The 22,969-nt window shown below is 46.8% G+C and carries 20 protein-coding genes; 16 read left to right on the forward strand and 4 right to left on the reverse strand.

Annotation, left to right across the window (positions count from 1 at the left end):
* The first annotated feature begins 3 nt into the window (after positions 1-3).
* From hemG to FHS17_RS19210, 5 genes are all read left to right on the forward strand, one after another.
* Positions 4-1,452: a protoporphyrinogen oxidase gene (gene hemG / locus FHS17_RS19190; RefSeq protein WP_243865429.1), complete on the forward strand. Its 1,449-nt coding sequence runs from the start codon at positions 4-6 to the stop codon at positions 1,450-1,452.
* A 78-nt stretch (positions 1,453-1,530) separates the two neighbouring features.
* On the forward strand, positions 1,531-2,874 hold the full coding sequence (locus tag FHS17_RS19195) for a CapA family protein (RefSeq protein WP_167280024.1): 1,344 nt from the start codon (positions 1,531-1,533) through the stop codon (positions 2,872-2,874).
* Positions 2,875-2,901: 27 nt separating this feature from the next.
* Positions 2,902-3,645, forward strand: coding sequence for a glycerophosphodiester phosphodiesterase (locus tag FHS17_RS19200; protein WP_167280025.1), 744 nt, complete (start codon positions 2,902-2,904; stop codon positions 3,643-3,645).
* 112 nt (positions 3,646-3,757) lie between these two features.
* Positions 3,758-4,615 carry a DUF92 domain-containing protein gene (locus tag FHS17_RS19205; protein WP_167280026.1) on the forward strand — a complete coding sequence of 286 codons (858 nt, stop codon included), beginning with the start codon at positions 3,758-3,760 and terminating at the stop codon, positions 4,613-4,615.
* Between the two features lie 95 nt (positions 4,616-4,710).
* Positions 4,711-5,466 carry a class I SAM-dependent methyltransferase gene (locus FHS17_RS19210; RefSeq protein WP_167280027.1) on the forward strand — a complete coding sequence of 252 codons (756 nt, stop codon included), beginning with the start codon at positions 4,711-4,713 and terminating at the stop codon, positions 5,464-5,466.
* A gap of 749 nt (positions 5,467-6,215) precedes the next feature.
* Here FHS17_RS19210 and pepF read toward each other — a convergent pair.
* From pepF to FHS17_RS19225, 3 genes are all read right to left on the reverse strand, one after another.
* Complete coding sequence (gene pepF, locus FHS17_RS19215) at positions 6,216-8,006, reverse strand: oligoendopeptidase F (protein WP_167280028.1); 1,791 nt, start codon at positions 8,004-8,006, stop codon at positions 6,216-6,218.
* A 185-nt stretch (positions 8,007-8,191) separates the two neighbouring features.
* Entirely contained in the window at positions 8,192-8,368 is a 177-nt protein-coding gene (locus tag FHS17_RS19220; RefSeq protein WP_167280029.1) for a hypothetical protein, read from the reverse strand.
* 255 nt (positions 8,369-8,623) lie between these two features.
* The gene (locus FHS17_RS19225) at positions 8,624-8,857 is read right to left on the reverse strand and encodes a hypothetical protein (protein ID WP_167280030.1); all 234 of its coding nucleotides are present in this window, start codon (positions 8,855-8,857) and stop codon (positions 8,624-8,626) included.
* A 186-nt stretch (positions 8,858-9,043) separates the two neighbouring features.
* Here FHS17_RS19225 and FHS17_RS19230 point away from each other — a divergent pair, with 186 nt between their 5' ends.
* Both FHS17_RS19230 and FHS17_RS19235 read left to right on the forward strand, forming a co-directional pair.
* Complete coding sequence (locus tag FHS17_RS19230) at positions 9,044-9,748, forward strand: class I SAM-dependent methyltransferase (protein WP_167280031.1); 705 nt, start codon at positions 9,044-9,046, stop codon at positions 9,746-9,748.
* 74 nt (positions 9,749-9,822) lie between these two features.
* Positions 9,823-10,020 carry a cold-shock protein gene (locus FHS17_RS19235; protein ID WP_167280032.1) on the forward strand — a complete coding sequence of 66 codons (198 nt, stop codon included), beginning with the start codon at positions 9,823-9,825 and terminating at the stop codon, positions 10,018-10,020.
* 74 nt (positions 10,021-10,094) lie between these two features.
* Here FHS17_RS19235 and FHS17_RS19240 read toward each other — a convergent pair whose 3' ends face one another.
* Positions 10,095-11,279 carry an MFS transporter gene (locus tag FHS17_RS19240; protein WP_167280033.1) on the reverse strand — a complete coding sequence of 395 codons (1,185 nt, stop codon included), beginning with the start codon at positions 11,277-11,279 and terminating at the stop codon, positions 10,095-10,097.
* 249 nt (positions 11,280-11,528) lie between these two features.
* Between FHS17_RS19240 and FHS17_RS19245 the strand changes: the two genes are divergently transcribed.
* The 9 genes from FHS17_RS19245 (at position 11,529) to FHS17_RS19285 (ending at position 22,827) form a co-directional block, all read left to right on the forward strand.
* Positions 11,529-11,753 (forward strand): hypothetical protein, encoded by a 225-nt coding sequence (locus FHS17_RS19245; RefSeq protein ID WP_341805862.1) that lies wholly within the window; start codon positions 11,529-11,531, stop codon positions 11,751-11,753.
* Between the two features lie 78 nt (positions 11,754-11,831).
* Positions 11,832-12,860 (forward strand): tetraprenyl-beta-curcumene synthase family protein, encoded by a 1,029-nt coding sequence (locus FHS17_RS19250; protein WP_167280088.1) that lies wholly within the window; start codon positions 11,832-11,834, stop codon positions 12,858-12,860.
* A gap of 23 nt (positions 12,861-12,883) precedes the next feature.
* Positions 12,884-13,852 (forward strand): 6-phosphofructokinase, encoded by a 969-nt coding sequence (gene pfkA / locus FHS17_RS19255; protein WP_167280034.1) that lies wholly within the window; start codon positions 12,884-12,886, stop codon positions 13,850-13,852.
* Between the two features lie 149 nt (positions 13,853-14,001).
* Positions 14,002-15,762 (forward strand): ABC transporter ATP-binding protein, encoded by a 1,761-nt coding sequence (locus FHS17_RS19260; protein ID WP_167280035.1) that lies wholly within the window; start codon positions 14,002-14,004, stop codon positions 15,760-15,762.
* Between the two features lie 19 nt (positions 15,763-15,781).
* Entirely contained in the window at positions 15,782-16,456 is a 675-nt protein-coding gene (locus FHS17_RS19265; protein ID WP_167280036.1) for a response regulator transcription factor, read from the forward strand.
* Positions 16,453-17,526 carry a HAMP domain-containing sensor histidine kinase gene (locus FHS17_RS19270; protein ID WP_243865430.1) on the forward strand — a complete coding sequence of 358 codons (1,074 nt, stop codon included), beginning with the start codon at positions 16,453-16,455 and terminating at the stop codon, positions 17,524-17,526. The genes FHS17_RS19265 and FHS17_RS19270 overlap by 4 nt, the downstream gene beginning before the upstream one ends.
* Positions 17,527-17,620: 94 nt before the next feature.
* Positions 17,621-19,099, forward strand: a complete 1,479-nt coding sequence (locus FHS17_RS19275) for a sensor histidine kinase (RefSeq protein ID WP_167280037.1) — start codon at positions 17,621-17,623, stop codon at positions 19,097-19,099.
* Positions 19,077-19,766, forward strand: a complete 690-nt coding sequence (locus tag FHS17_RS19280) for a response regulator transcription factor (RefSeq protein ID WP_167280038.1) — start codon at positions 19,077-19,079, stop codon at positions 19,764-19,766. The genes FHS17_RS19275 and FHS17_RS19280 overlap by 23 nt, the downstream gene beginning before the upstream one ends.
* 25 nt (positions 19,767-19,791) lie before the next feature.
* Positions 19,792-22,827: an efflux RND transporter permease subunit gene (locus tag FHS17_RS19285; protein ID WP_167280039.1), complete on the forward strand. Its 3,036-nt coding sequence runs from the start codon at positions 19,792-19,794 to the stop codon at positions 22,825-22,827.
* The last annotated feature ends 142 nt before the right edge of the window (positions 22,828-22,969 follow it).

Here is a 22,969-nt window from a genome sequence, read left to right on the forward strand (position 1 = left end):
AACATGCGGAGAATCGGAATGATTGATCGAATTGTCGTAATCGGCGGGGGGATCAGCGGACTGAGCTCCGCTTTTTATTTGCAGCGGGAAGCGGAGCGGCAAGGGAAAAAGGTGCAGATAACGATCGTAGATGGAGCACCCGTCCTTGGTGGAAAAATAAATACGCTGCAGCGTGACGGTTTCGTCATTGAGCGTGGGCCGGATTCATTTTTGTCGCGTAAGCTGCCTATCATTGAATTGGCAAAAGAATTGGGCATTGAGAATGAACTGACCGCGCAAAACGTAAACGGAAAAACCTCTTATATTATGCGTGATGGAAAGCTGCATCCGATGCCTAAGGGTATGGTTCTTGGGATTCCAACGAATTTGGATACGTTTATGCAGACGACTTTATTATCGGATGAAGGCAAAGAGCGGTCATTAAAAGATCTTGAGATGCCAAGTGAAGCGCCGGAAGGTGATGAGTCGCTAGGCGATTTCTTGTCACGTCGAATTGGGCCAGAGATTGTGAAGCATATTTCGGAGCCGCTGCTCGCAGGCATATATGCGGGTGATCTGAGTAAGCTGAGTATTCAAGCGACATTCCCGCAATTTGCAGAAGCAGAACGGAAGTACGGAAGTCTGATTCGCGGCACGCAGATGCAGCAGCAGAACAAAGCGCCGCAACAGTCTCCTGATTATTTGCCGGAGGAGATTAAGAGCAGTGTCTTCTTAAGTTTCAAAGAAGGTTTATCGACAATGGTAGACGCCCTTGATCAGGCGCTGCAAAGCGTTGAACGCCGGATGGGCGAAGAGGTAGTTGAGATCAAGCCGCTGGATGATGGGGATGCTTCCGCACGATACGAAGTTGTCTTAGCATCAGGGGAGGTTATACCAGCCGATCATGTTCTCGTAACTGTACCGGCTTTTCGTGCAGCGGATCTGCTTGAGCCTTTAGTAGATGTATCTGAGCTTCGGGCCATTAACTATGTATCGGTTGCGAATGTCGTAATGGCTTTTGAGAAATCGACCTTTAACGCTACTTTTGATGGATCAGGGTTCCTCGTACCACGCGCGGAAGGGCTTCGAATTACAGCCTGCACATGGACGTCGAACAAATGGCTTCACACGAGCCCGGACGATAAAGTGCTGCTCAGATGTTATGTTGGCCGATCAGGCGAAGAGGAGTCTGCGAAACTTCCGGATGAGGAATTAAAGCAGGCTGTCCTTGAAGATATTCAAAAGGTGCTTGGTATTAATGCGGTGCCGATTTTTACGGAAATTACACGTCTGCCGCGCTCGATGCCGCAATATCCTGTAGGGCATCTGGAAAAGACGGTCACGTTCAGAGAACGGCTGTCCGAGCAGCTGCCTGGCGTCTTTGTAACAGGTGCGGCTTTCGGCGGAGTTGGTCTGCCGGATTGTATTAAATCGGGGAAGGAAACGGTCTCTGCGATTCTAGCAACTCTATGAAACTTTCGCAATATGCCATTAACCTTGCTATAATGGAAGCGACTACTTTAAAAGAATTAGCTAAAAAGGAGCCGATCCATGTACGCATCCCGTACGGAAGCACATCAGCATGAAAAACGAAGACGCAAGAAGAAATTCCGCCTTCTGTTAACCGTGAATTTGATGATCATTGGCCTCATTATCGTAGCGGCTGCGGTTTGGGCCTCCATGCAGGACGGTGGCATCTTCAATAAGGATAACAAGCAGCCAACGCAGAATACAGCAGCTGTTGATGATCCTGATGCTACCCAGCCTGCAGCGGAAGAAGATCCTGTAGTTAGCACGGATCCTGTGGAGTCTTCTGCTTTAGATGACAGCAGTGCCGGTGGAGCAGCTAATGAAGAAGAAGGTACCAAGAGCGAGGATGACAGCCAAGGCGGCCAGTCTGATCAAGCGGCTACTCCTAACGGAGGCAGTACTTCGAGCGGCAGCGCAGCAGGCGATACCGTCAGTCTGGCGTTCGTAGGGGATATTTTGCTGGCGGAAAGTGTTGGCGACATGATGAAGCAGTATGGCGACGAATACCCGTATCAGAAAGCGCGATTCCATCTGAGTGAACCTGATCTGACCGCTGCTAATCTGGAATACCCGGTTACCGACCGAGGAGTTCCAGCTGAGAACAAGCAATTTGTATTTAAAGGTGATGCAGGAGCACTGCCCGCACTGAAAGACGCAGGCTTTGATGTTGTCACACTAGCTAATAACCATACACTGGACCAAGGTGTTGAGGGACTGCTTGATACGATGGATCATCTCGATAGTGCAGGGATTGATCATGTGGGAGCAGGTAAAAACGATACGGAAGCTTTTGCACCGGTTATTAAAGAGGTACAGGGCATTAAAGTTGCCTACATCGGGGTAAGCCGTGTCGTTCCAATTGGCTCATGGAAAGCAGAGAAGGATCGCGCAGGTGTAGCTGAATCCTATGATACAACAAGGGCGAAGGCAGCGATTAAGAAAGCGAAAGAAAAAGCTGACATAGTCGTTGTGATGGTCCATTGGGGGATCGAGAAGGCAGATCTACCGGAGGAGTATCAGCGGGATTTTGCACGGCAATATATTGATTCTGGCGCAGATCTTGTGATCGGCAGTCATCCCCATGTTCTACAAGGTTTTGAACAGTACAAAGGCAAATGGATAGCATATAGCTTAGGCAATTTTATTTTTAGCGCTTATCCAAAAGAAAAACAAGCAGATACTGGTGTACTTAATGCCGTGTGTACAAAAGCCGGCGATTGCGACCTGAAATTAGATGGAATGACAAATAATCTTGCACAGCCTAAGCCGCTTGAAGCAGAGTCGGCTAAAGCGCTGTTTGACCGTTTAAGTACGATCTCCTTTGGAGTGAAGCTGCGAGCGGATGGTACGGTTGTACCGAAATAACGAAGGCGAAAGGATGGTGAGCACCTTATGAGAAATTCATGTGTCGCACATCGCGGCTGGTCCGGACGTGCACCAGAGAACACACTTGCTGCTATTCAAATGGCTATTAATGAGCCGGATGTAGAGTGGGTAGAACTCGATGTGCAGCTGTCAAAGGACAATGTGCCTGTCGTCATTCACGATTACAAGCTGAGACGGACAACAAATGGTCGAGGCGAAGTGAAAAATTTTACAGCAGCGGAGTTGTCTGCGCTTGATGCAGGAAGCTGGTTCTCGCCTATGTTTAAGGACGAAGGCGTTCCACTCCTCAGCCAAGTGCTTGAGCTGGCATCCGGACGCATCAAACTCAATATTGAGCTGAAGACAGATGGCATTCGATATCCGAAGCTTGAGGATCATGTTATTAAGCTTGTTCAAGACTATAGTCTTGAAGACAGTGTGGTATTAACATCATTTCATGCTGGAACACTGTTTAATGCCAATAAGCTGACCGGCGGAAGTATTCGGACGGGTCTCATCCTGGACGGTTGGCGGAATACGCTGCCTCTGGAACTGAAGCAGATGGGAGCAGAGTTCCTGTCTATTGAACACGGCAGACTGAACTCTTCTCGTATGGAACAGTTGAAGCAATCGGGGATTCAGGTGATGGCTTGGACACCAAACGATGAACGTACGATTCGCAAGCTCATTTCGATTGATCCCGACCTAATGATCTGTACCAATTATCCGGATCGCTGGCAGAAGGCGATGGTTCTGGCTGGAGTTCGGTAGGGAACGGGGAGCTTTGCTGTTAGATCGAAAAGAGGCCTACATAGTGTTGATGGATGTAGAAGATGTATGATAGAAGAGATTGCCGTTCAAAGAGTGCTGAGGAGCGTAGAACATGGTTGGATGGATAGATGAATGGTGGCTTAGACTGCTTGCTGGACTTATTGGAAGTGGACTAATTGCTGCCGCGGCTTATCGGACACGCTCGTTATCAGGCTCAGGGGCTTTGTCTGCGATGATTATGGGTACCGGGTTCGTAACATTTGGTGAACCGGTATGGTTTGGCTGCCTCATAGCCTTCTTTATCTCTTCGACAGTGTGGTCGAAATGGAAGAAACGCCATAGAGCAAAGGCTGCCGCAGAGGCCAATTACGAGAAGACCGGCAGGCGTGATGCCGGTCAAGTATGGGCTAATGGCGGCATTGGTCTCTTGCTTTGCATCGGGAATGCAATACAGCCCGATGCAGCATGGCTCTTTGCTTATATCGGCGTAATGGCCGCCGTAAATGCAGATACATGGGCCACCGAGATCGGGGCCCTAAGTCGTACCGCGCCGCGATCGATTACGAGCGGCAAGCGGGTAGCCCCGGGCACGAGCGGCGCAATTACGCCGCTCGGCACGCTTGCAGCGCTGGCTGGCGCCGCCTTTATTGGCGGCGCCAGTGCAGCGCTGCTGGCGCTCCCGCAGCAGGCTGATGCCGCTGCGGGCAGCGCCCCTGGCGGCGCGGCGGCGGTAATCATCGCCGCAGCTGCCGCCGGCCTGGCCGGCTGCTTCGCCGACTCGCTGCTCGGCGCCACTGGCCAGGCCATGTACCGCTGCCGGGTATGCGGCAGCGAGACCGAGCGCGCTGCCCATTGCGGGGCGGCAGCGGAGCGTGTGCGCGGCTTAGCCGCGCTCAACAATGACAGGGTGAACCTCCTGTCGTCGCTCTTCGCCGGCCTGCTTGGCTGGGCCATCGGCGCTTTGTTTTAGAACAATACCCCTCCAAGAGTTAGCCTGCAAACACAGGGCTAGAGCCTGGCAGGGGTATTTTTTTAGTCCAAATTATTGGAAGAGGAGATGTACATATGAACAGCAAGGAGCGTTTCTCTGATCGAGTAGATCAATACGTCAAATATCGTCCAAGTTATTCGAAAGAGGTTATCGATTACCTTTACGAGACAATAGGCTTCCGTGAAGACTCGGTCATTGCCGATCTAGGAGCGGGAACGGGTAAATTCACTAAGCTGCTGCTCGAACGGGGGAGCGAGGTCATTGCGGTCGAGCCAAATGCCGATATGAGGCAGGCTGCCGTCGATCAACTTAGCACTTATCCAAGTTTTCATGCAGCTACAGGTTCTGCCGAGGAGACTGGTCTAGCAGCTAATTCGGTTGATTTTATCGTTTGCGCACAGTCCTTCCATTGGTTCGACCGTACGGCGGCGCAAGCCGAGTTCAGACGTATATTGAAGTCAGGCGGCAAAGCAGTTCTTATATGGAACTTGCGTTTAACAACCGGTTCACCATTCCTTGAGGGTTATGACCGGCTGCTCCGAACCTACGGTATCGATTACGAGAAAGTAGGACACAAAAATATTTCCCAGGATATATTAACGCCATTTTTCAAGGATGGAGGACTACACAAAGCAACTTTCCCTTTAGTTCAGCCGCTCAACTTCGAACAATTAAGCGGACGGATGTTATCCTCCTCCTATGTGCCATTGCCAGGACATCCAAACTTCGAGCCATTAATGGCAGAACTCCGGCAACTATACGACGCCACCCAAGAAAACGGCCTCATTTCCTTCGACTACGAGACCGAAATTTACTACGGCGAAGTCTAGTTTATAAAAATCCCCCTTAAGGATACCGACATCCTCAAGGGGGATTTTTCGCTTATCAATATACCTTACTGTCAAGCTCGGTCGAAACCACCTAACCAACACCCTTAACGATGCTGCACATCGTAAAGCTACCACAATAATCTTCAATACTCCAAAAATAACCATCAAACTCGCATCTTAACGATTCTCCATATCGTATAGTCTTACTAAAACCTTCAAATGATCTTTCTTAACGATATTTCACATCGTATAGTTATCTAATGCGACTCAACCGACTCCATCCGCATACGTACTATTCCAGGGAGGATGATGTCATGAAACACAAATCCCATGAAAAATCCGATACAACTTCATTTATTTTCGAAGTTTTCTTCGAGCTGTTGGTTTATGCCCCTCGATTTTTATTCCGTCTAGTCAGATGGATAATTTATTAGAGATGTAGAGGTTGGGGTATGTATTTACACCGATGGAAGCGGTGAAGAAAATCTCCAATCAAAAAAAGCCAGACTCGAAATAAATCGAGTCTGGCTTAATTCTTTCCCTTCACACGAAGTAAAGGGAGAACAAGCTTTGATGGCGGTGTGGAGAGAGAGGGAAAGTATCTTCTGTAGGAGCGGAGCGTCTGCCTTTGGAATCGAGAATGTACCGCTAGGTATAATTCAAATCATTCCCGATTCCAACAGCAGCCGAAAGGAGATACTTTCCCATCCTCGGAACCACCCATCAGAAACGTTTTCAAATGGAGGAGTTTACTTCGTCAACTCCTCCATTTGAGCAATCAAGCTCTCAAACACGCTCATCGCTTGCTCAATTGGCTCTGGCGTAGACATATCAACGCCAGCTTTTTGAAGGATGTTGATCGAGAAGTCGCTGCCGCCGCTTTTCAGGAAGCCGAGGTAACGATCCACAGCAGGTGCGCCTTCCTCGAGAATTTGCTTCGAGAAGCTTGTTGCTGCAGAGAAGCCCGTTGCATATTTGTACACATAGAAGCTGTTGTAGAAATGCGGGATCCGAGCCCATTCCATCTCAATATCTTTGTCTACGACCATGTCTTTGCCGTAATACAGCACGTTCAGATCATAGTAGATTTTGCTCAAATCCTGCGGAGTAAGCGATTCGCCTTGCTCGGTTTTCTCATGAATGATTTTCTCGAACTCGGCAAACATCGTTTGACGGAATACCGTCGTACGGAACTGATCTGCATAGTAAGTCAGCAGGTACATTTTTTCCTTGGTATCTGTGGACTTGCCAAGCAGGTAATCCATCAGAAGAGCTTCGTTCAGCGTCGATGCTACTTCCGCTAGGAAGATGGTGTATTGCGCGTCGCGGTAGTTCTGATTCGTATCCGAGTAATAGGAATGCAACGCGTGGCCCATTTCATGCGTCAACGTGAACATGCTGTTCAGGTTGTCTTTATGATTCAGCAGCACGTAAGGATGCGTGCCGAAGGCACCCCAGCTATAAGCACCGTTACGCTTGCCTTCATTCTCATAAACGTCGATCCAACCATTATCAAAACCATCCTGCAGCACAGTCAGGTAATCCTCACCAAGCGGCTTCAAGCTTTCTTTCACAGTCTTTTTCGCTTCATCATACGAGATTTCCATATCGAACTCGTCTACAAGCGGCGCAAACAGATCATACATATGGAGCTCGTCAACGCCAAGCAGCTTTTTACGCAGATTCATGTAACGGTACATAAGCGGCAAATGCTTATGAATCGTATCGATCAGGTTCGTATAGACGCTTTCCGGAATGTTATCGCCATACAGCGACATACCAAGTGCGGAAGGGTATTTACGAGCCCGTGCGTAGAAAATGTTTTTCGTAACGTTTGCATTCAGCGTTGTTGCGATTGTATTTTTCAATTTGCCGTATGTATCGTACATCGTATGGAAGGCATTCGCGCGAACTTCGCGGTTTTTGCTCTCCAGGAATTGGATATAGCGGCCTTGTGTTAGTTCAACTTCTTCGCCAGCTTCGTTTTTTACTTTAGGGAATTTAAGATCTGCATTGTTTAAAATGCTATAGATCGAGCCAGGAGCTGAGCTCACATTACCGACCTGCGCCATAAGCGCTTCTTCGGATTTGGATAGTACATGTGCTTTCTGCCGGCGCATTTCCTCTAAAGTATGTTTGAATACAGCGAGATCTTTATTCTCGATCAAAGCATCCAATTCAGCATCAGATAAGGATAATACTTCTGGAGTAACGTAAGAAAGGGCTTCGCCTGTTTCTACACTAATTTTTTTCGATTTGTCAGACAACGCTTGATAAGTAGGCTCAGCCGTATCTTCGTGGTGCTTCATGTTGGCATACACATAAAGACGTTCCACATGCAAAGAGAGTTCATCTTCGAGCTCGAAACAAGCCTTGAGCTGAGCAGGGTCTGCAAGCTTTCCTTCAAAAGCACCGACTTTCTTGATCAATGCTTTCGCCTCAGCGTATTCTTTATCCCAGGCAGCTTGATCGGCAAATAGGTCTTCCAGCTTCCAGCGGCTTTCTACTTCAGTTTCGGAACGCTTAGGTACGTGATTCATTGAACTCCTCCTCGATACGGTAATTGATGATTGGTTATGTGATGAATCTTGCTTACCGGCATCGGCAGCCGCCGAACCGGGAGCAAGGCATAACACTAATAGGACAGGCAGCCATTTCATTCGCGGAAGTTCACCTCTAGAACACATTTTGTCCTAGTATGTCCGGTGGAGCTTCCAATCATGTCTTAAGTTCCCAGTGTAAAGAAGCTCCACACAATAAGGAAAAAGGCGAATGCGATTAAAACGATGGAGAAGATGGCCATCCACTTGCGTAGTCTAGGTGCCATGGAATCGCGCTTGAGAATAACGAGGCCGCCCAGCACGAAGGCGGAAATAACAAAAATAACATTAGCTGAGCCCATTTGTACCTCCTAAAAGAATTGCGAAGCAATTCTTACTTCGTAAGCATTAGCTTAAGAATTGCGAAGCAATTCTACATCGTAAGCATTAACTTAAGAATTGCAAGGCAATTCTACATCGTAAGCATTAGCTTAAGAATTGCAAAGCAATTCTTACTTCGTAAGCTTTAGAATTACGAGCAAATCTTTGCTTCGTAATGGTCTATGCAGCACGATGTAACGATATGTTCGCCGCACAGGTTAATATTTCCTGCAACCTTACACTTCTTTGAGTGCTTTAATAATATTTTCGCGTTCCTCTTCGCGGCCAACAAATTTCTCTGGCTTGAAGCGGTTTTCGGCCCAATGCATCATTTCTGGACGGCTGACGAAGGTATGGCATTCCTCGCCCCATTGATCGGAAATTTCACGGACGATCAAGGTTTTTCCTTGAACCTCCACGGTAAGCATATTGTATTTATCTGTTTTAAAGATTTCATGTTTTTTAAACATAAGTTGTTCCACCTTCCATGCAAATTGATATACTCTTCATCATAGCCAAATTCAAGGGTGGAAATCAATAATAACTAATGGTAGAATTAGTCTATTCTGCCGGTTGGCGGAATTTCAGGGGAGTAAGCTGCTCACCTGACAGAGCTGAGAAGAGTTTAGATGAGACGAGATGAGGAGAGTGCAGGGATGAGTAATAACGTGTATGAGCAGGTTGGCGTGGCAATGACATGCCGGGGATTTGATGAGTATTTGAGCATGTTTGATTTAACAGAGCAGAATTTGGCCCAGGGTAAAATCCTGGATGTGGCCGGAGGCGGTTCTTCCTTTACAGCGGATGCGGTAAACAGAGGATACAATACGACAGCTGTTGATCCAAGGTACGTTCAGGATACAGGGAAATGGATCGAAGAAGCAGCAATTGAGATTGAATCTTCAACAGCAAAGCTTGAAAAGCTGAAGGAGCATTTCGACTGGAGTTATTATGGCAGTCTGGACCAGCATCGTGCTGGACGTATAAAGTCACTTGAGCGGTTTAGAGAACATCTCATGTCGGCAGAGGGGCGAGGCCGTTATATTGCAGGCTCATTACCTCACCTGCCTTTCAAGGATGATTCTTTTTCACTTGTATTATGCAGTCATTTCCTGTTCCTATATGCAGAGCACTTTGGATATGAATTTCACAAGCAGTCCATTCTTGAGTTAATGCGAGTATGCAAGCCGGGGGGAGAAGTTAGGATCTATCCGCTTCATTCCTTAAAATGGGATCCATTCGAGCGAATGAATGAACTGCTTGCAGCCATAATAAAGCAGGGCGGCGAGCCGGAACTGTTACCGTCATATCTTCCTTTTATCCCGGGATCCAGTCAGTTGTTACGGATCGCCATTTGTTGATTTTTCCAAATTAGGAAGATATAATGGGTTTACTCGTCGTTCAAGCGGCGGTTATTTTAGGAGGTTGTGTTCATTTGAAAGGTACAGTTAAATGGTTTAACGCTGAGAAAGGCTATGGCTTTCTCTCGGTAGAGAATGGCGAAGACGTGTTTGTGCATTATTCCGCTATTCAAGGCGACGGCTTCAAGGCACTTGAAGAAGGTCAGTCGGTAGAGTTCGATGTTACACAAGGCAATCGCGGTGCACAGGCGTCCAACGTCGTTAAATTATAAGATCAAAGACTTATAAGCACGCAAGAGAGCAAGAGAGATCCTTCTCATTATGAGAGGATCTCTTTTTATTTTCGCTATGATCGATTCCGTTCAAACAAATGCTTGCCTAAAAACAGGATCGCCGATAAGAGGGCTAATGCCGCACCAATCTGATAAAAAGCACTACGTCCATAGTGTTCGAATATAAATCCGCCAACCGTACCGCTGATTAGCCCGGCTAGTCCCGACCATACGACCGCATAAACGGCCTGCCCCGAAGAGCGATACTCATCAGGAATCAGATTCGATAGGTAACGAAGCGCTGTAGAAAAGTAGATGCCAAAGCTTACGCTGTGCATCAGCTGCGTACTCAGCACAGCTACTGGATTATCCAGCTCGGAGGCTAACCAGAAGCGCAGCATATACATAAGGCAGGCAAAGATGAGCAGCGGCAGTTCCTTAAATTTATGTCCGTACTTGCCCATAAGGAACAATACCGGAATTTCACTTACCGCAGAGAACAACCAGGCTAGTCCGACTTGTGAATCCGTAGCTCCCATTTGGCGCAGCGCGACAGCCAGGAAGCTTTCGTTCATCCGATGACTGATCGATACAAGTAATATAATGAAGAAGAAGAATAAGACCTCGGGTTTACGAAGCAATTTGAGGAAGCCGGAAAATTCGATTTTTCGCGTGCTTCCGCGATAATCCTTTAACAAGAAGGACAATAGTATCGTAATGGTAATCGTACATAAGCCTAAGGGCAGCGTCCATACTGATCCGATCTCCTTCAAGATCAGGCCAAACAGATATGCAGATACCGCAAAGCCTAGCGAACCAAAGATACGAATGAGTGCATACGGTGTTTTGATATGCTGGCTGGCAAGTAATATTAAGCTGTCGCTGAGCGGGTTCATTGGTGTCTGGAAGAAGTAAAATGCCGTCATGACCAGACAGATCAGTCCAAAATGATGAACCGGGAACAGCAATGAGAGCATCGCCAGCTGCCCGAATAACAGCAGAGTTAGCAGCTTCCTGATCGTTTGGAACTTGTCGCTCGCCATGCCCATCAGCAGATTAGCGAAGATTGAAATAAATGGACCTGTAGAGTAAATGATGCCGATCTGATGAGCAGAGAAACCTTGATCCATAAAATATAAGGGGATATAGGAAATAAGAAGAGCCTGCGTCGAATACATCGAAAAGCTGAAGGCCCTTAGAGAGAGGGTATCCCGTTTAGCCGATGCAACGGAAGGCGCCGTGTTGTCTGAATGATCCATGAGATTTCCTCCTGAAAAGAATTAACGCGCGTTCTTTGCGATAATTCTTACTTCGTAAGCATGTACTTTACAAAAACAACATTGTTAACCAGTATAGCATGATGTGCTGGATTATTGCTTGTTGAAATGGTACATTATTGTCTGGAGGTTCACGAATGTTGATGTATCGGTTCGAGTGGAATGAGAGGCTGTTGATTTGCGTTACCTGTCCTGGAAGTTGACTGGGAGCATTACGACTCCGCAGAGCAGATGGACATAGTAGAGCAATGGGAGCTCATTAGGGGAACAATCCCGGATCGGGTTATGGAGTTTGAACGAATCATTAACCACAAGCAGAATGAATTGTATGAGGAAGATGATTTCGAAGAGTCTTGCCGAATTAATGCGGAGATTGCAGAATATGCGAGCCGGATTAACGATTTGCATATCTGGTACCGGACGAATCAGGAGTTAGATTCTCGCCGGCATTCTTAATGCTGTTTATGAAGGGGGTGCCTTGTGAATTCATCAACAGTGGCTGGCAATCGGGTACCCGAAAACCCTCTCATCCTTATGCATCGTGTCTATAAGTACATATTGCCTGAGGTGAATATCGAGCTGCGTAAGCTGCGTCGAATAGCTGAACAGATTCCGGATCCAGAGCTTCGGACCCAAGCGCTCCAAAGCATGGACAGCAAGAAATTTCATTGCCAGGGCGGTGCCATCTATGCCGCAATGAATCTGGATCAGCGGTATGTTCTTATACCGCTTATTGTAGCGCTGCAAACGATAAGTGATTATCTGGATAATCTATGTGATCGCAGCACCTCGTTGGATCCGGATGATTTCAGGTTGCTGCATCAATCGATGCTGGATGCGATCAATCCAACCGCACCAATGCAGGACTATTATGCTTTACGTACGGAACGCAATGATGGTGGGTATTTGCATCATTTGGTAAATTTATGTCAACACTGTGTTTCAATGCTTCCTTCCTATTCTATCGTTGAGCCTTATGTTGCCGAGCTGGTTGGACTGTACAGCGATCTTCAGGTTTATAAGCACATCAGGCAGGATTTGCGGGAGGAGCGTCTGCTCACTTGGTGGGACAAGCATGCTAAGCGCTATTCTAATTTGTATTGGAATGAATTTGCGGCCGCGACCGGCTCGACGCTAGGCATGTTTATGCTGTTTACTGCGGCGAGTGAAGAGAATCTATCTCCAGAAGACGCGGAAGCAATTAAAAATATATATTTTCCACATGTGTGCAGCCTGCATATTATGCTCGATTACTTAATCGATCAGGAAGAGGATCTCGCCGGTGGGGATTTGAATTTCTGTCATTACTATGACAATCAGCATCAGCTAGTCGAACGCATTGTGACAATCGTAAATCGGGCCAGAGAAGATGTGAAGAGACTCCCGGCGTCCGGGTTCCATCGGCTTATTATTGAAGGGCTGTTAGCTCTTTATTTATCCGATCCTAAGGTGCGAACACAATCAGATGTGAAGGCAGCATCTCGCAAGCTGATGAAAAAAAGCCCGCTTACCCGCCTGTTTTTTTGGATTAACAGTGTTTGGATTCGAAGACTACAGGTTTAGATAATATTATTGGAGGAATGATTATGTCATCTGTAAAATCAATTGCTGTATTAACTAGTGGAGGCGACTCTCAGGGGATGAACGCGGCTGTTCGTGCCGTAGTCCGGAGCGCTCTGTATAATGGAATTGAAGTATATGGCGTACAACGTGGTTACCAAGGTCTGATTAATGATGATCTGTTCAAAATGGATCTTCGCAGCGTAGGCGATATTATCCAACGTGGCGGTACAATTCTTCAAACAGCCCGTTGCAAAGAGTTTATGACACCAGAAGGCCAACAGCGTGGTGCTGATGTGCTGCGTGCTCGCGGTATTGACGGCCTTGTTGTTATTGGCGGCGATGGTTCTTATCAAGGTGCAAACAAATTGTGCAAGCTTGGTATTAAGACAATGGGTCTGCCAGGTACAATCGATAATGATATTCCGTTTACGGACTTCACGATTGGCTTCGATACAGCAGTCAGCATTGTTGTTGATGCGATCAACAAAATCCGTGACACCATGTCGTCGCATGAACGTTCGTCGGTTGTTGAAGTTATGGGCCGTCATTGCGGCGATATCGCTCTGTATGCCGGTCTTGCAAGTGGTGCGGAGACGATTATTGTTCCTGAAGTGCCGATTGATATGGCGGAAGTGTCTGAGCGTATGAAGAGCAACTTCGCAAAAGGCAAGCGTCATAGTATCGTAGTTGTTGCTGAAGGTTCGGGCAAAGGCGAGGATGTTGCTAGAGAAATTACGAAGGGCTGTGGACTTGAGCCTCGCGTAACGGTTCTTGGTCACATTCAGCGTGGCGGCACACCAACAGCGATGGACCGGATTTTGGCAAGCCGTCTAGGCGATTTTGCCGTTCATCAGCTGATGCTCGGCGAATCCGGCAAAGCTTGCGGTATTATCCGCGGCGAGCTTGTAACTACTGATATCGATACGGTTGTTAATACGAAAAAACCTTTTAATATGGAAATGTACAACCTGGCCCTTCGTCTTTCCCAATAAGGATGGCGTGACTGTCCGGCTGAATACAATAAGTCTTACCACACCGCCAGAGCAGCCTTTGCTCTGGCGTCTTTTCGTTTAAATTGGGTTTACAATGACGATGTATTCTTAAGCAACAGAAGAAAGTCATGAGGAGTGGAATCAATACGATGAAGCAAGAAGAAAACAAGCGTAAGAGCGGAGGCACTTGGCGTCCGTTTGTGAAGATGATGATGGAGACAAAACCATCCAAATGGATGCTTGGAATAGCCATTTGCTTAAGCGTCATGTCTACAGTTGTTGGGCTGGCAGTACCGTTATTTACGAAAAATGTCGTCGATAGTTTCTCGATTACAAATATTAGCACCTCTCAAATTATACTGCTTGCCAGTGCGTTTCTAGGGCAGGCAGCTGCTGCCGGCATATCAATCTACATGCTGAACCGGATAGGTCAGACGGTTGTCGCACGTTTGCGTGATCGGTTATGGAAGAAGCTGCTCGTGCTGACTATTCCTTATTTCGATAAACATCGTACAGGTGATACAGTAAGCCGGGTTATTAATGATACAGGCATCGTTAAAGGGCTGATCACCGAGCATCTAACAGGCTTTTTCAACGGACTTATCTCAATTGCAGGTGCGGTAACGATCCTCTTCTTCCTCGATTGGAAGATGACGCTGCTGATGCTTACGGCTGTGCCGGTTGCGATGATTATCTTTATTCCAGTCGGCAGGAAGATGACGAAGCTTTCAAGAGAGATGCAGGATGAGACAGCCGTCTTTACAACGGTGCTCGATCAAGCGTTATCGGAGATCCGATTAGTAAAGGCATCAAATGCAGAAGACTATGAATACAACAACGGCAAACGTTCCATTAGCAAGCTGCTTCAATTAGGGATACGTGAAGGTAAGCTTCAGGCGGTTATTTTCCCGATCGTAGGGCTGGTTATGATGGGGATGTTGGTGCTAATCATTGCGTACGGCGGCATGCGCGTTTCTGCGGGCGAGTTGTCGGCTGGCGATCTAGTTGCATTTATTCTTTATCTGATCCAAATTGTGTTTCCAATTAATCAGATCTCGCAATTTTTCACTCAAATGCAGAAAGCAATCGGCGCGACAGAACGAATTGTTGCTACGCTGCATGCGGATGAGGAACCACTCCATAAGGGTCATGATTTGGCAGATGCGAGACAACCCATTATTGTCGACGATGTAACGTTTGCCTATGGGGATCATGAAGAGGTGCTGCAAAATATTGATTTTACCCTTCAGCCGGGTACAGTTACTGCTATTGTTGGTCCTAGTGGAGGCGGGAAAACAACCCTGTTCTCGCTTCTGGAGCGCTTCTACAAGCCTAAGCAGGGAAATGTGAGGATCGGGCAGGAGGATATTTTTAGCCTGTCGCTGCATTCCTGGCGGAGCAAAATTGGTTATGTCTCACAGGAAAGTCCAATTATTGCGGGGACGATTCGAGATAATTTAATATATGGCACGGACAGAGCAGTGACGGAGGAAGAAATAAAGCAGGCGTCTAAGATGGCGTATGCCGATGTATTTATAGAGGAGCTTGCCGATCGATACGAGACGGAGGTTGGTGAGCGCGGAATTAAGCTGTCCGGCGGGCAAAGGCAGCGGATTGCGATTGCAAGGGCTATTTTGCGAGATCCTCAAATCCTGATGCTCGATGAAGCGACCTCAAGTCTTGATAGTAAATCGGAGATTGTTGTCCAGCAGGCGCTTGATAACTTGATGGTTGGACGGACAACGTTAGTGATTGCCCATCGATTATCGACTGTAGTGGATGCGGATCAGATTCTGTTTGTAGAGAAAGGGACCATTACGGGACGAGGAACACATGACGAGTTACTACACTCTCATGCGCTGTACCGTGAGTTTGCTAATCAACAGCTGCGTTTGGAGCAGGATAATTAGATAAAGGGGGAGAGCAAGGATGGCAACAATTATGGTGGTAGATGATGATGCACACATCCGCGAGCTGGTTAGTCATTATTTGAAAGTAGAAGGCTTTGAGGTCATTGAGGCTTCGGATGGTGAAGAGGCGCTGGCACTTCTTGATTCTGCTAAAGCTGATCTCGTTGTGATGGATGTCATGATGCCGAACATGGACGGCTGGGAATTATGCGCCGAGATTCGTGATCACTATGATCTGCCTCGTCTCATGCTGACGGCAAAGGGAGAAACGACTCAGAAATTAAAGGGATTCGAGCTTGGTGCCGACGATTACCTGGTTAAGCCGTTTGAACCGCTTGAATTAATCGCACGTGTGAAGGCGTTGCTCAAGCGATACCGGATTTCCTCCTCACAATCCGTACAAGTGGGGGAGTTAACCCTTGATAAGAAGACGTATGTGGTTACTTCTAATGGGCTGAGTATGACGCTTCCACTTAAAGAATTTGAGCTGCTGTTCAAGCTGGCCAGCTATCCAGGCCAATCCTTCTCTCGCGGTCAATTGATTGAGGAGATCTGGGGATACGATTTCGAAGGCAACGAACGGACACTTGATGTGCATATTAACCGTCTTCGGGAGCGCTTCCCAGAAGCGATGCATACTTTCCGAATTACCACGATCCGCGGACTCGGTTATCGTCTGGAGGTGCAGGGTTGAAAGAAAAGCTGAAGCCTCTTCTTAAAGTTTTAATCAGGATTGGTCAAGTCAGCCTTATGATGCTGTTTATTACGAGCTGCTGGACTGCTGCTTATTATTTCAGTTACTGGTTATATAACAAAATTGATTGGACTCCTCATCATTATGTTGCACAACTGCTTAATTTATTGTTTGGATTTTTCTTAATGGGGACTGTGATCCAGATCATTGGGAGGCTGTTTTTCCATAAGAAGCAAAAAGAAGTTTCGGATTCGATGAAAAATGCACTTAGGCGGATTGCCCAAGGGGATTTTAAGGTTCGACTTGATTTTGGCAGAACGGACCCAAGATATGAGGAACTTCAGACCGAGATTAATATAATGGCTGACGGTCTTGAGAAGCTGGAGGAGCTTCGGCAAGAATTCATCTCCGACGTCTCTCATGAGATTCAAACGCCGCTGACTTCGATCAGCGGTTTTGCGCGTGCACTGCAAAATGAATCGATTGATTCTGACACCAGAAGCAAATATTTACGTATTATCGAAAGCGAAAGCTCAAGGCTGTCAAAGCTTAGTGAGAATTTACTCCGCCTTGCTTCATTGGATTCAGAGAAGCATCCCTTCGAACCAAAGCGATACCGGCTGGACCGGCAGCTTGGTACACTCATTCTCTCCTGCGAGCCTCAATGGGTGAGCAAATCGATTGATCTTGCTGCGGATTTAACGGATGTTTATGTTGAAGCAGATGAAGACCTTATGAGTCAGGTTTGGATCAACTTAATAAGCAATAGCATTAAGTTTACTCCTGAAGGCGGTCAAATCGATATCAAGCTCAGTCAGACGGCTGATCATGTGGAATTCCGGATTAAAGATACGGGTATTGGCATAGCCGAGGACCAGCAAGAACAGATTTTTCAACGATTTTACAAGGCTGACAAGGCACGGAACAGGAAAGCAGGGGGCAACGGGCTAGGACTTTCTTTGGTGAAGAAAATCGTAGAGATGCATCATGGCACAGTGAGAGTCGAAAGCGAGCTTGGGCATGGGACTGAATTTATTGTGTCATTGCCTGTCACTTTGCCCCATTTGTAAGAACTTTGTAAGAAATGGTTACGAGTTCGTTTAGAATTCAGCGTTATGATAAACGATAGATTCAATAACTTGCTTTAGTCAGGGTGAATATCGTTTGTCCATTCGAGTAAAGTTGTACATGTCGTATTTGGCAATGGTTTTTCTTCCGATGGTGCTTATTGCAGGCTTTATCGTTTTCTTGCTTAATGCAGGGGGGATGCAGGATCTTCGGGATTATTTCCGTGTGGAGAAAGAGGAGAAGACGAACCAGTCCCTCATTTATGGTGAGATGAAATATGTGATCGAGAATGATGCAGATAAGCTTTCGTCTCCCGATTATATTGAGAACCTGCAGAGTAGACTGGCTGAGCAATGGTCAGGTCTCATCATAGCCAAAGATGGTGTCGTCTCTGATGTTCCGATATTCCTGAAAGAGCTGGCACCGAATGAGAACTGGCAACGTTTATTTGACAGCTCGCCTGAATCGGTATCGTTCAAAGCTTTTAGATTTTTAACGAATGAGATTTCCTTCGTCTATTCTGATGGACATCAAGGGGAGATGATTCTCCTCAGACGTAATGATGTTGTACCTCCTCTATGGCGGCCGGTAGGCGCTTTGATATTTAGTGCGTTTGTCGGACTGACGAGTCTGCTCCTGACCTATTTTGTCTCCCGTAGTATCATTCGACCGATTCACGCGCTGAAGGCTGCTGCGCTGCAGATTAAAGACGGTGATTTATCTCAGCAGGTTGTAGTCAAGGGCAAAGGAGAAGTTAGTCAGTTAGCTGCCGCGTTTGAGGCCATGAGGCTTCAGCTTAAGATGTCCATTGATCAAAGCTTGCAGTACGAAGAGAATCGAAAGCAGCTCTTGTCCCATATCTCACATGATCTGAAAACACCAATCTCGGCCATTAAAGGGTATGTTGAGGGGATTAGAGACGGTATTGCAAATACCGACGAGAAGCGTGAGAGGTATATGCAGACGATTTATCATAAGGCGACTGACATGGATCAACTGATTGACGAACTGTTTCTATTTTCAAAGCTGGATTTGCATAAGGTTGCCTATGATTTCAAGACGATTGATATTGGCCGGTATTTGGAGCATTTTCTGGAAGAACAGCGTTTTGACATGGAAAAGTCTGGAATATCACTCCATTATGCCGCTGAGCTTACTGAGCCAATACTTATTACTGCCGATCCGGACAAGCTTGGCCGTGTTGTAACGAATATTTTGAATAACAGTGAGAAATATATGGGACAACTGCCTGCTGCAGTGCATAAAAGTATCCATGTTTCAGTTGAAGAGCAAGGTAACCAGGTACTGATCACCGTTGAAGACACGGGGCCTGGGATTGATAAGGATGATCTGCCTTATATCTTTGATCGCTTTTACCGGGCGGAGCAATCCAGAAATTCCGAAACAGGGGGCAGCGGGTTAGGTCTTGCAATCGTCAAACAAATTATTGAAGGGCATGGCGGTGCGGTTTGGGCGGAAAATGGTGAACTTGGCGGAGCGAGATTCTGCCTGCTTCTTCCCCTAGCGGTGCCGGTTAGAACGGTGATGGAGCATGAAGAGCATACTAATCATTGAAGATGAGAAGGCGATCGCCGAGCTGGAGCGGGACTACCTGGAGAGTCACGGCTTCTCCGTCGAGATTGAAGGGCGTGGAGATGTTGGGCTGCAGAAGGCAGTAGAGGGCTCGTATGATTTGATTATTCTGGATGTCATGCTGCCAAAGCTGGACGGATTCGAAATTTGCCGGCAGATTAGGCAATCGCATAACATTCCGATTCTGATGGTGACGTCTAAGAAGGAAGATATAGATAAAATCAGAGGACTTGGTCTTGGGGCGGACGACTACATGACGAAACCCTTTAGTCCAAGCGAGCTGGTGGCAAGGGTGAAGGCTCATCTGGCTCGGTATGAAAGGTTAACAGCTGATCGGGGAGATAGCCATGAACAGATTGGTATTCGAGGCTTGCTGATTGATAAAACGTCAAGGCGGGTAACGATTCATGACCGGGAAGCAATGCTGACGTCCAAGGAATATGATCTGCTTCTGTTGCTTGCGGCGCATCCAAATCGGGTGTTTGAGAAAGAAGAGTTGTTCGAACGGATTTGGGGTCTTGACTCGAACGGCGACGCAGCTACGGTTACGGTTCATATTCGGAGGCTGCGTGAAAAAATTGAACATGATCCGTCGAATCCGCAATATATCGAGACGATATGGGGAGTCGGATACCGGTTCAAAGTATAGATATTAGAGAAGGAGTGGGAAAAGGTTGAAGAGCATTATCAAGTTTTCATTAAACAACAAATTTGCTTTATGGATTATGACTGTAATCGTTCTGTTCGCCGGAATGTATTCAGGCTTGAACATGAAGATGGAGACACTTCCAGACATTACAGTTCCGATCGTCAGCGTGACGACCGTTCTTCCAGGTGCTGCGCCAGAAGAAGTGATGGAGAAAGTAACGAAACCAATCGAGCAGCGGACACGGAATATGGAAGGTGTCGACACAGTTAGCTCGACTTCATACGAGAATGCATCATCAGTTATTATCCAATATAAATTCGGAACCGATATGGATAAAGCAGAAAGCGATGTTAAGAGTTTGCTCGCTGATCTGTCTCTGCCAGAAGGAACACAAGATCCAGATGTATCCCGTATCAGCTTGAATGCATTCCCTGTTATTTCACTCAGTGTTGCTAATGACTCGCAAAGCTTGGATCAGTTGACGGATCTAGTGAACAGCAGCATTCTTCCGGAGCTGCAAGGTATTGCTGGTGTAGCTGATGTGCAAATTTCCGGTCAGAACGTGATGCAAGGCCAGATCGAATTTGATCAAGCGAAGCTTGCTCAGCATGGCCTGACAGAAGATATGGTTAAAGGCATTATTCAAGCATCTGCAATGAAAGCTCCGCTTGGTATTTTCGAATTTGGCGATTCCGAGAAAACGGTCGTTGTAGATGGTAACGTATCGACTGAAGAAGATCTGAACAATCTGATCCTCATGCCATCCGTTAAGTTAAGTGATGTGGCGAAGGTATCTGTAGAAGGTAAAGCCGAATCCGTCTCCCGTACGAATGGTAAGGATTCCATTGGTATTAACATTGTTAAAGCGGCGGATGCAAATACCGTAGACGTTGTTAACAAGGTGAAGGATGCCATTAAGGTAATGGGAGAGGATAACGATGGTCTTACTATCGTAACTACTCTTGACCAAGGTGCTCCAATTGAGAAATCGGTTGAAACGATGATCACTAAAGCGGTTATTGGTGCGTTATTCGCTGTTCTTATTATCATGATCTTCCTACGTGATATCCGCTCTACGATTATCGCTGTTGTATCAATTCCGTTGTCGATTCTGATTGCACTGCTTATTCTCAGTCAGATGGATATTACGCTAAACATTATGACGCTTGGCGCGATGACCATTGCGATAGGACGGGTAATCGATGACTCGATTGTCGTAATCGAGAACGTGTACCGCCGTATGGCATTAAAAGGCGAGAAGCTGAAGGGTAAAGAACTTATCCTTGATGCAACTCGTGAAATGTTTGTTCCGATCATGTCCTCAACGATCGTAACAATTGCTGTATTCCTGCCTCTTTCGTTCGTATCAGGTATGGTAGGCGAAATCTTTACACCGTTTGCTTTGACTGTTGTATTCGCTTTGCTGGCTTCCTTGCTGGTTGCCATCACAGTAGTACCAATGCTTGCGCATATGATGTTCCGTAACGGCATCAAGCCAGGTAAAGCTGTAGATCACGACAAACATGGCCGTATGGCAACTTGGTACAAAGGTGTTCTGAGCTGGTCGCTCAACCATAAAGTCATTACGTCCGTTATTGCGATTCTGCTGCTGGTAGGCAGTATTGCGCTGACTCCTCTCATTGGCATGAGCTTCCTGCCAGGCGACGAGCAGAAGTCGATGATTGTGACGTATAACCCAGCTCCGGGTGAAACGAAGGAGCAGGTCGAAGAGATGGCTCTTACGGCTGAGAAAGAATTGATGGAGCGCGATGGAATCAATATCGTACAGTACGCTGTAGGCGGAGCAAATCCGTTTAATCCAGCTGCATCGAAGCAAGCCCTGTTCAACTTGACTTATGATGAAGATATGAAAAACTTCTCCGATGAGAAAGAACAAATCGTTCCGCTTCTTCAGAAGCTGGGCGGTAAAGGCGAATGGAAAGAACAAGACTTTGGCGCAGGCGGCGGCGTAGGTGGTTCAACCATTTCGATGGTCGTTTACGGCCCTGATATGGACTCCTTGGACCCAGTAGTTGATGAGCTGATGACGAAACTGAAGGCAAATACGGATCTTGAGAAAGTGGATTCCAGCTTGTCGGCTCGTTATGATCAATACCGTCTTGTAGCCGATCGTGCAAAGCTGAGCCAATATGGTTTAACAGCAGGTCAAGTAGCGATGGCGCTTAGCCCTGTTAGAGATAATCCGGTTCTGACCACAATCAAGAAAGACAATGAAGATGTGAATGTGTACGTGAAAGTGGATACGAAGACGTACAAGGATAAATCCGATCTGGAAAATGTAACAATCAAGTCGCCGATAACAGGTGCTGACGTTGCGTTGAAAGATGTTGTAACGATTGAAGAAGGCAAGTCACCGAATACGATCACGCGCCTTGACGACCGTATTAATGCTGAAGTAACAGCAGATGTAGTCTCGTCGAATGTAGCTGCCGTATCAAGTGACCTGCAAAAAATGATTGATGAATTGAAACTGCCAGCAGGTGTTGATATCGAAATTGGCGGCGTAACAGAGGATATGCAGGAATCGTTTATGCAGCTTGGACTTGCTATGCTCGCCGCAATCGCTGTTGTATACCTTGTTCTTGTAATCACATTTGGTGGTGCACTAACACCATTTGCAATCTTGTTCTCACTGCCATTCACCGTTATTGGTGCATTGGTTGGCTTGTATATCGCAGGCGAAACGATCAGCGTTACCGCTATGATTGGTATGCTGATGCTGATTGGTATCGTCGTAACGAATGCGATCGTTCTCGTCGACCGTGTTATCCATAAACAAAAAGAAGGCATGTCGGTTCGCGAAGCCTTGCTTGAAGCAGCTGGAACGCGTCTGCGTCCAATTCTGATGACAGCAATTGCTACAGTAGGCGCACTCTTGCCGCTGGCACTTGGTTTCGAATCAGGCGGCCTAATCTCTAAAGGTATGGCGATCACCGTTATCGGCGGCTTGATCAGTTCGACGCTGCTCACGCTGATCTTTGTACCGATGGTGTATGAAGTATTTAACCGTAAGAAAAAAGCAAAAGCTATTGCTGAGTAATTGGTTGGGATTTTGCTCATAAAATAATAAAACGGCTTCTTCGGTTATGAACTGTAACCCGAGTTATGGACACGTAATAAAAAGGGCTTAGGCTGTAAGAAGATGACTTCTGTATTCATCAGGAGTCATCTTTTTTAATCCC

The sequence above is a fragment of the Paenibacillus lupini genome (genome assembly GCF_011761355.1).
GTDB lineage: Bacteria > Bacillota > Bacilli > Paenibacillales > Paenibacillaceae > Pristimantibacillus > Pristimantibacillus lupini.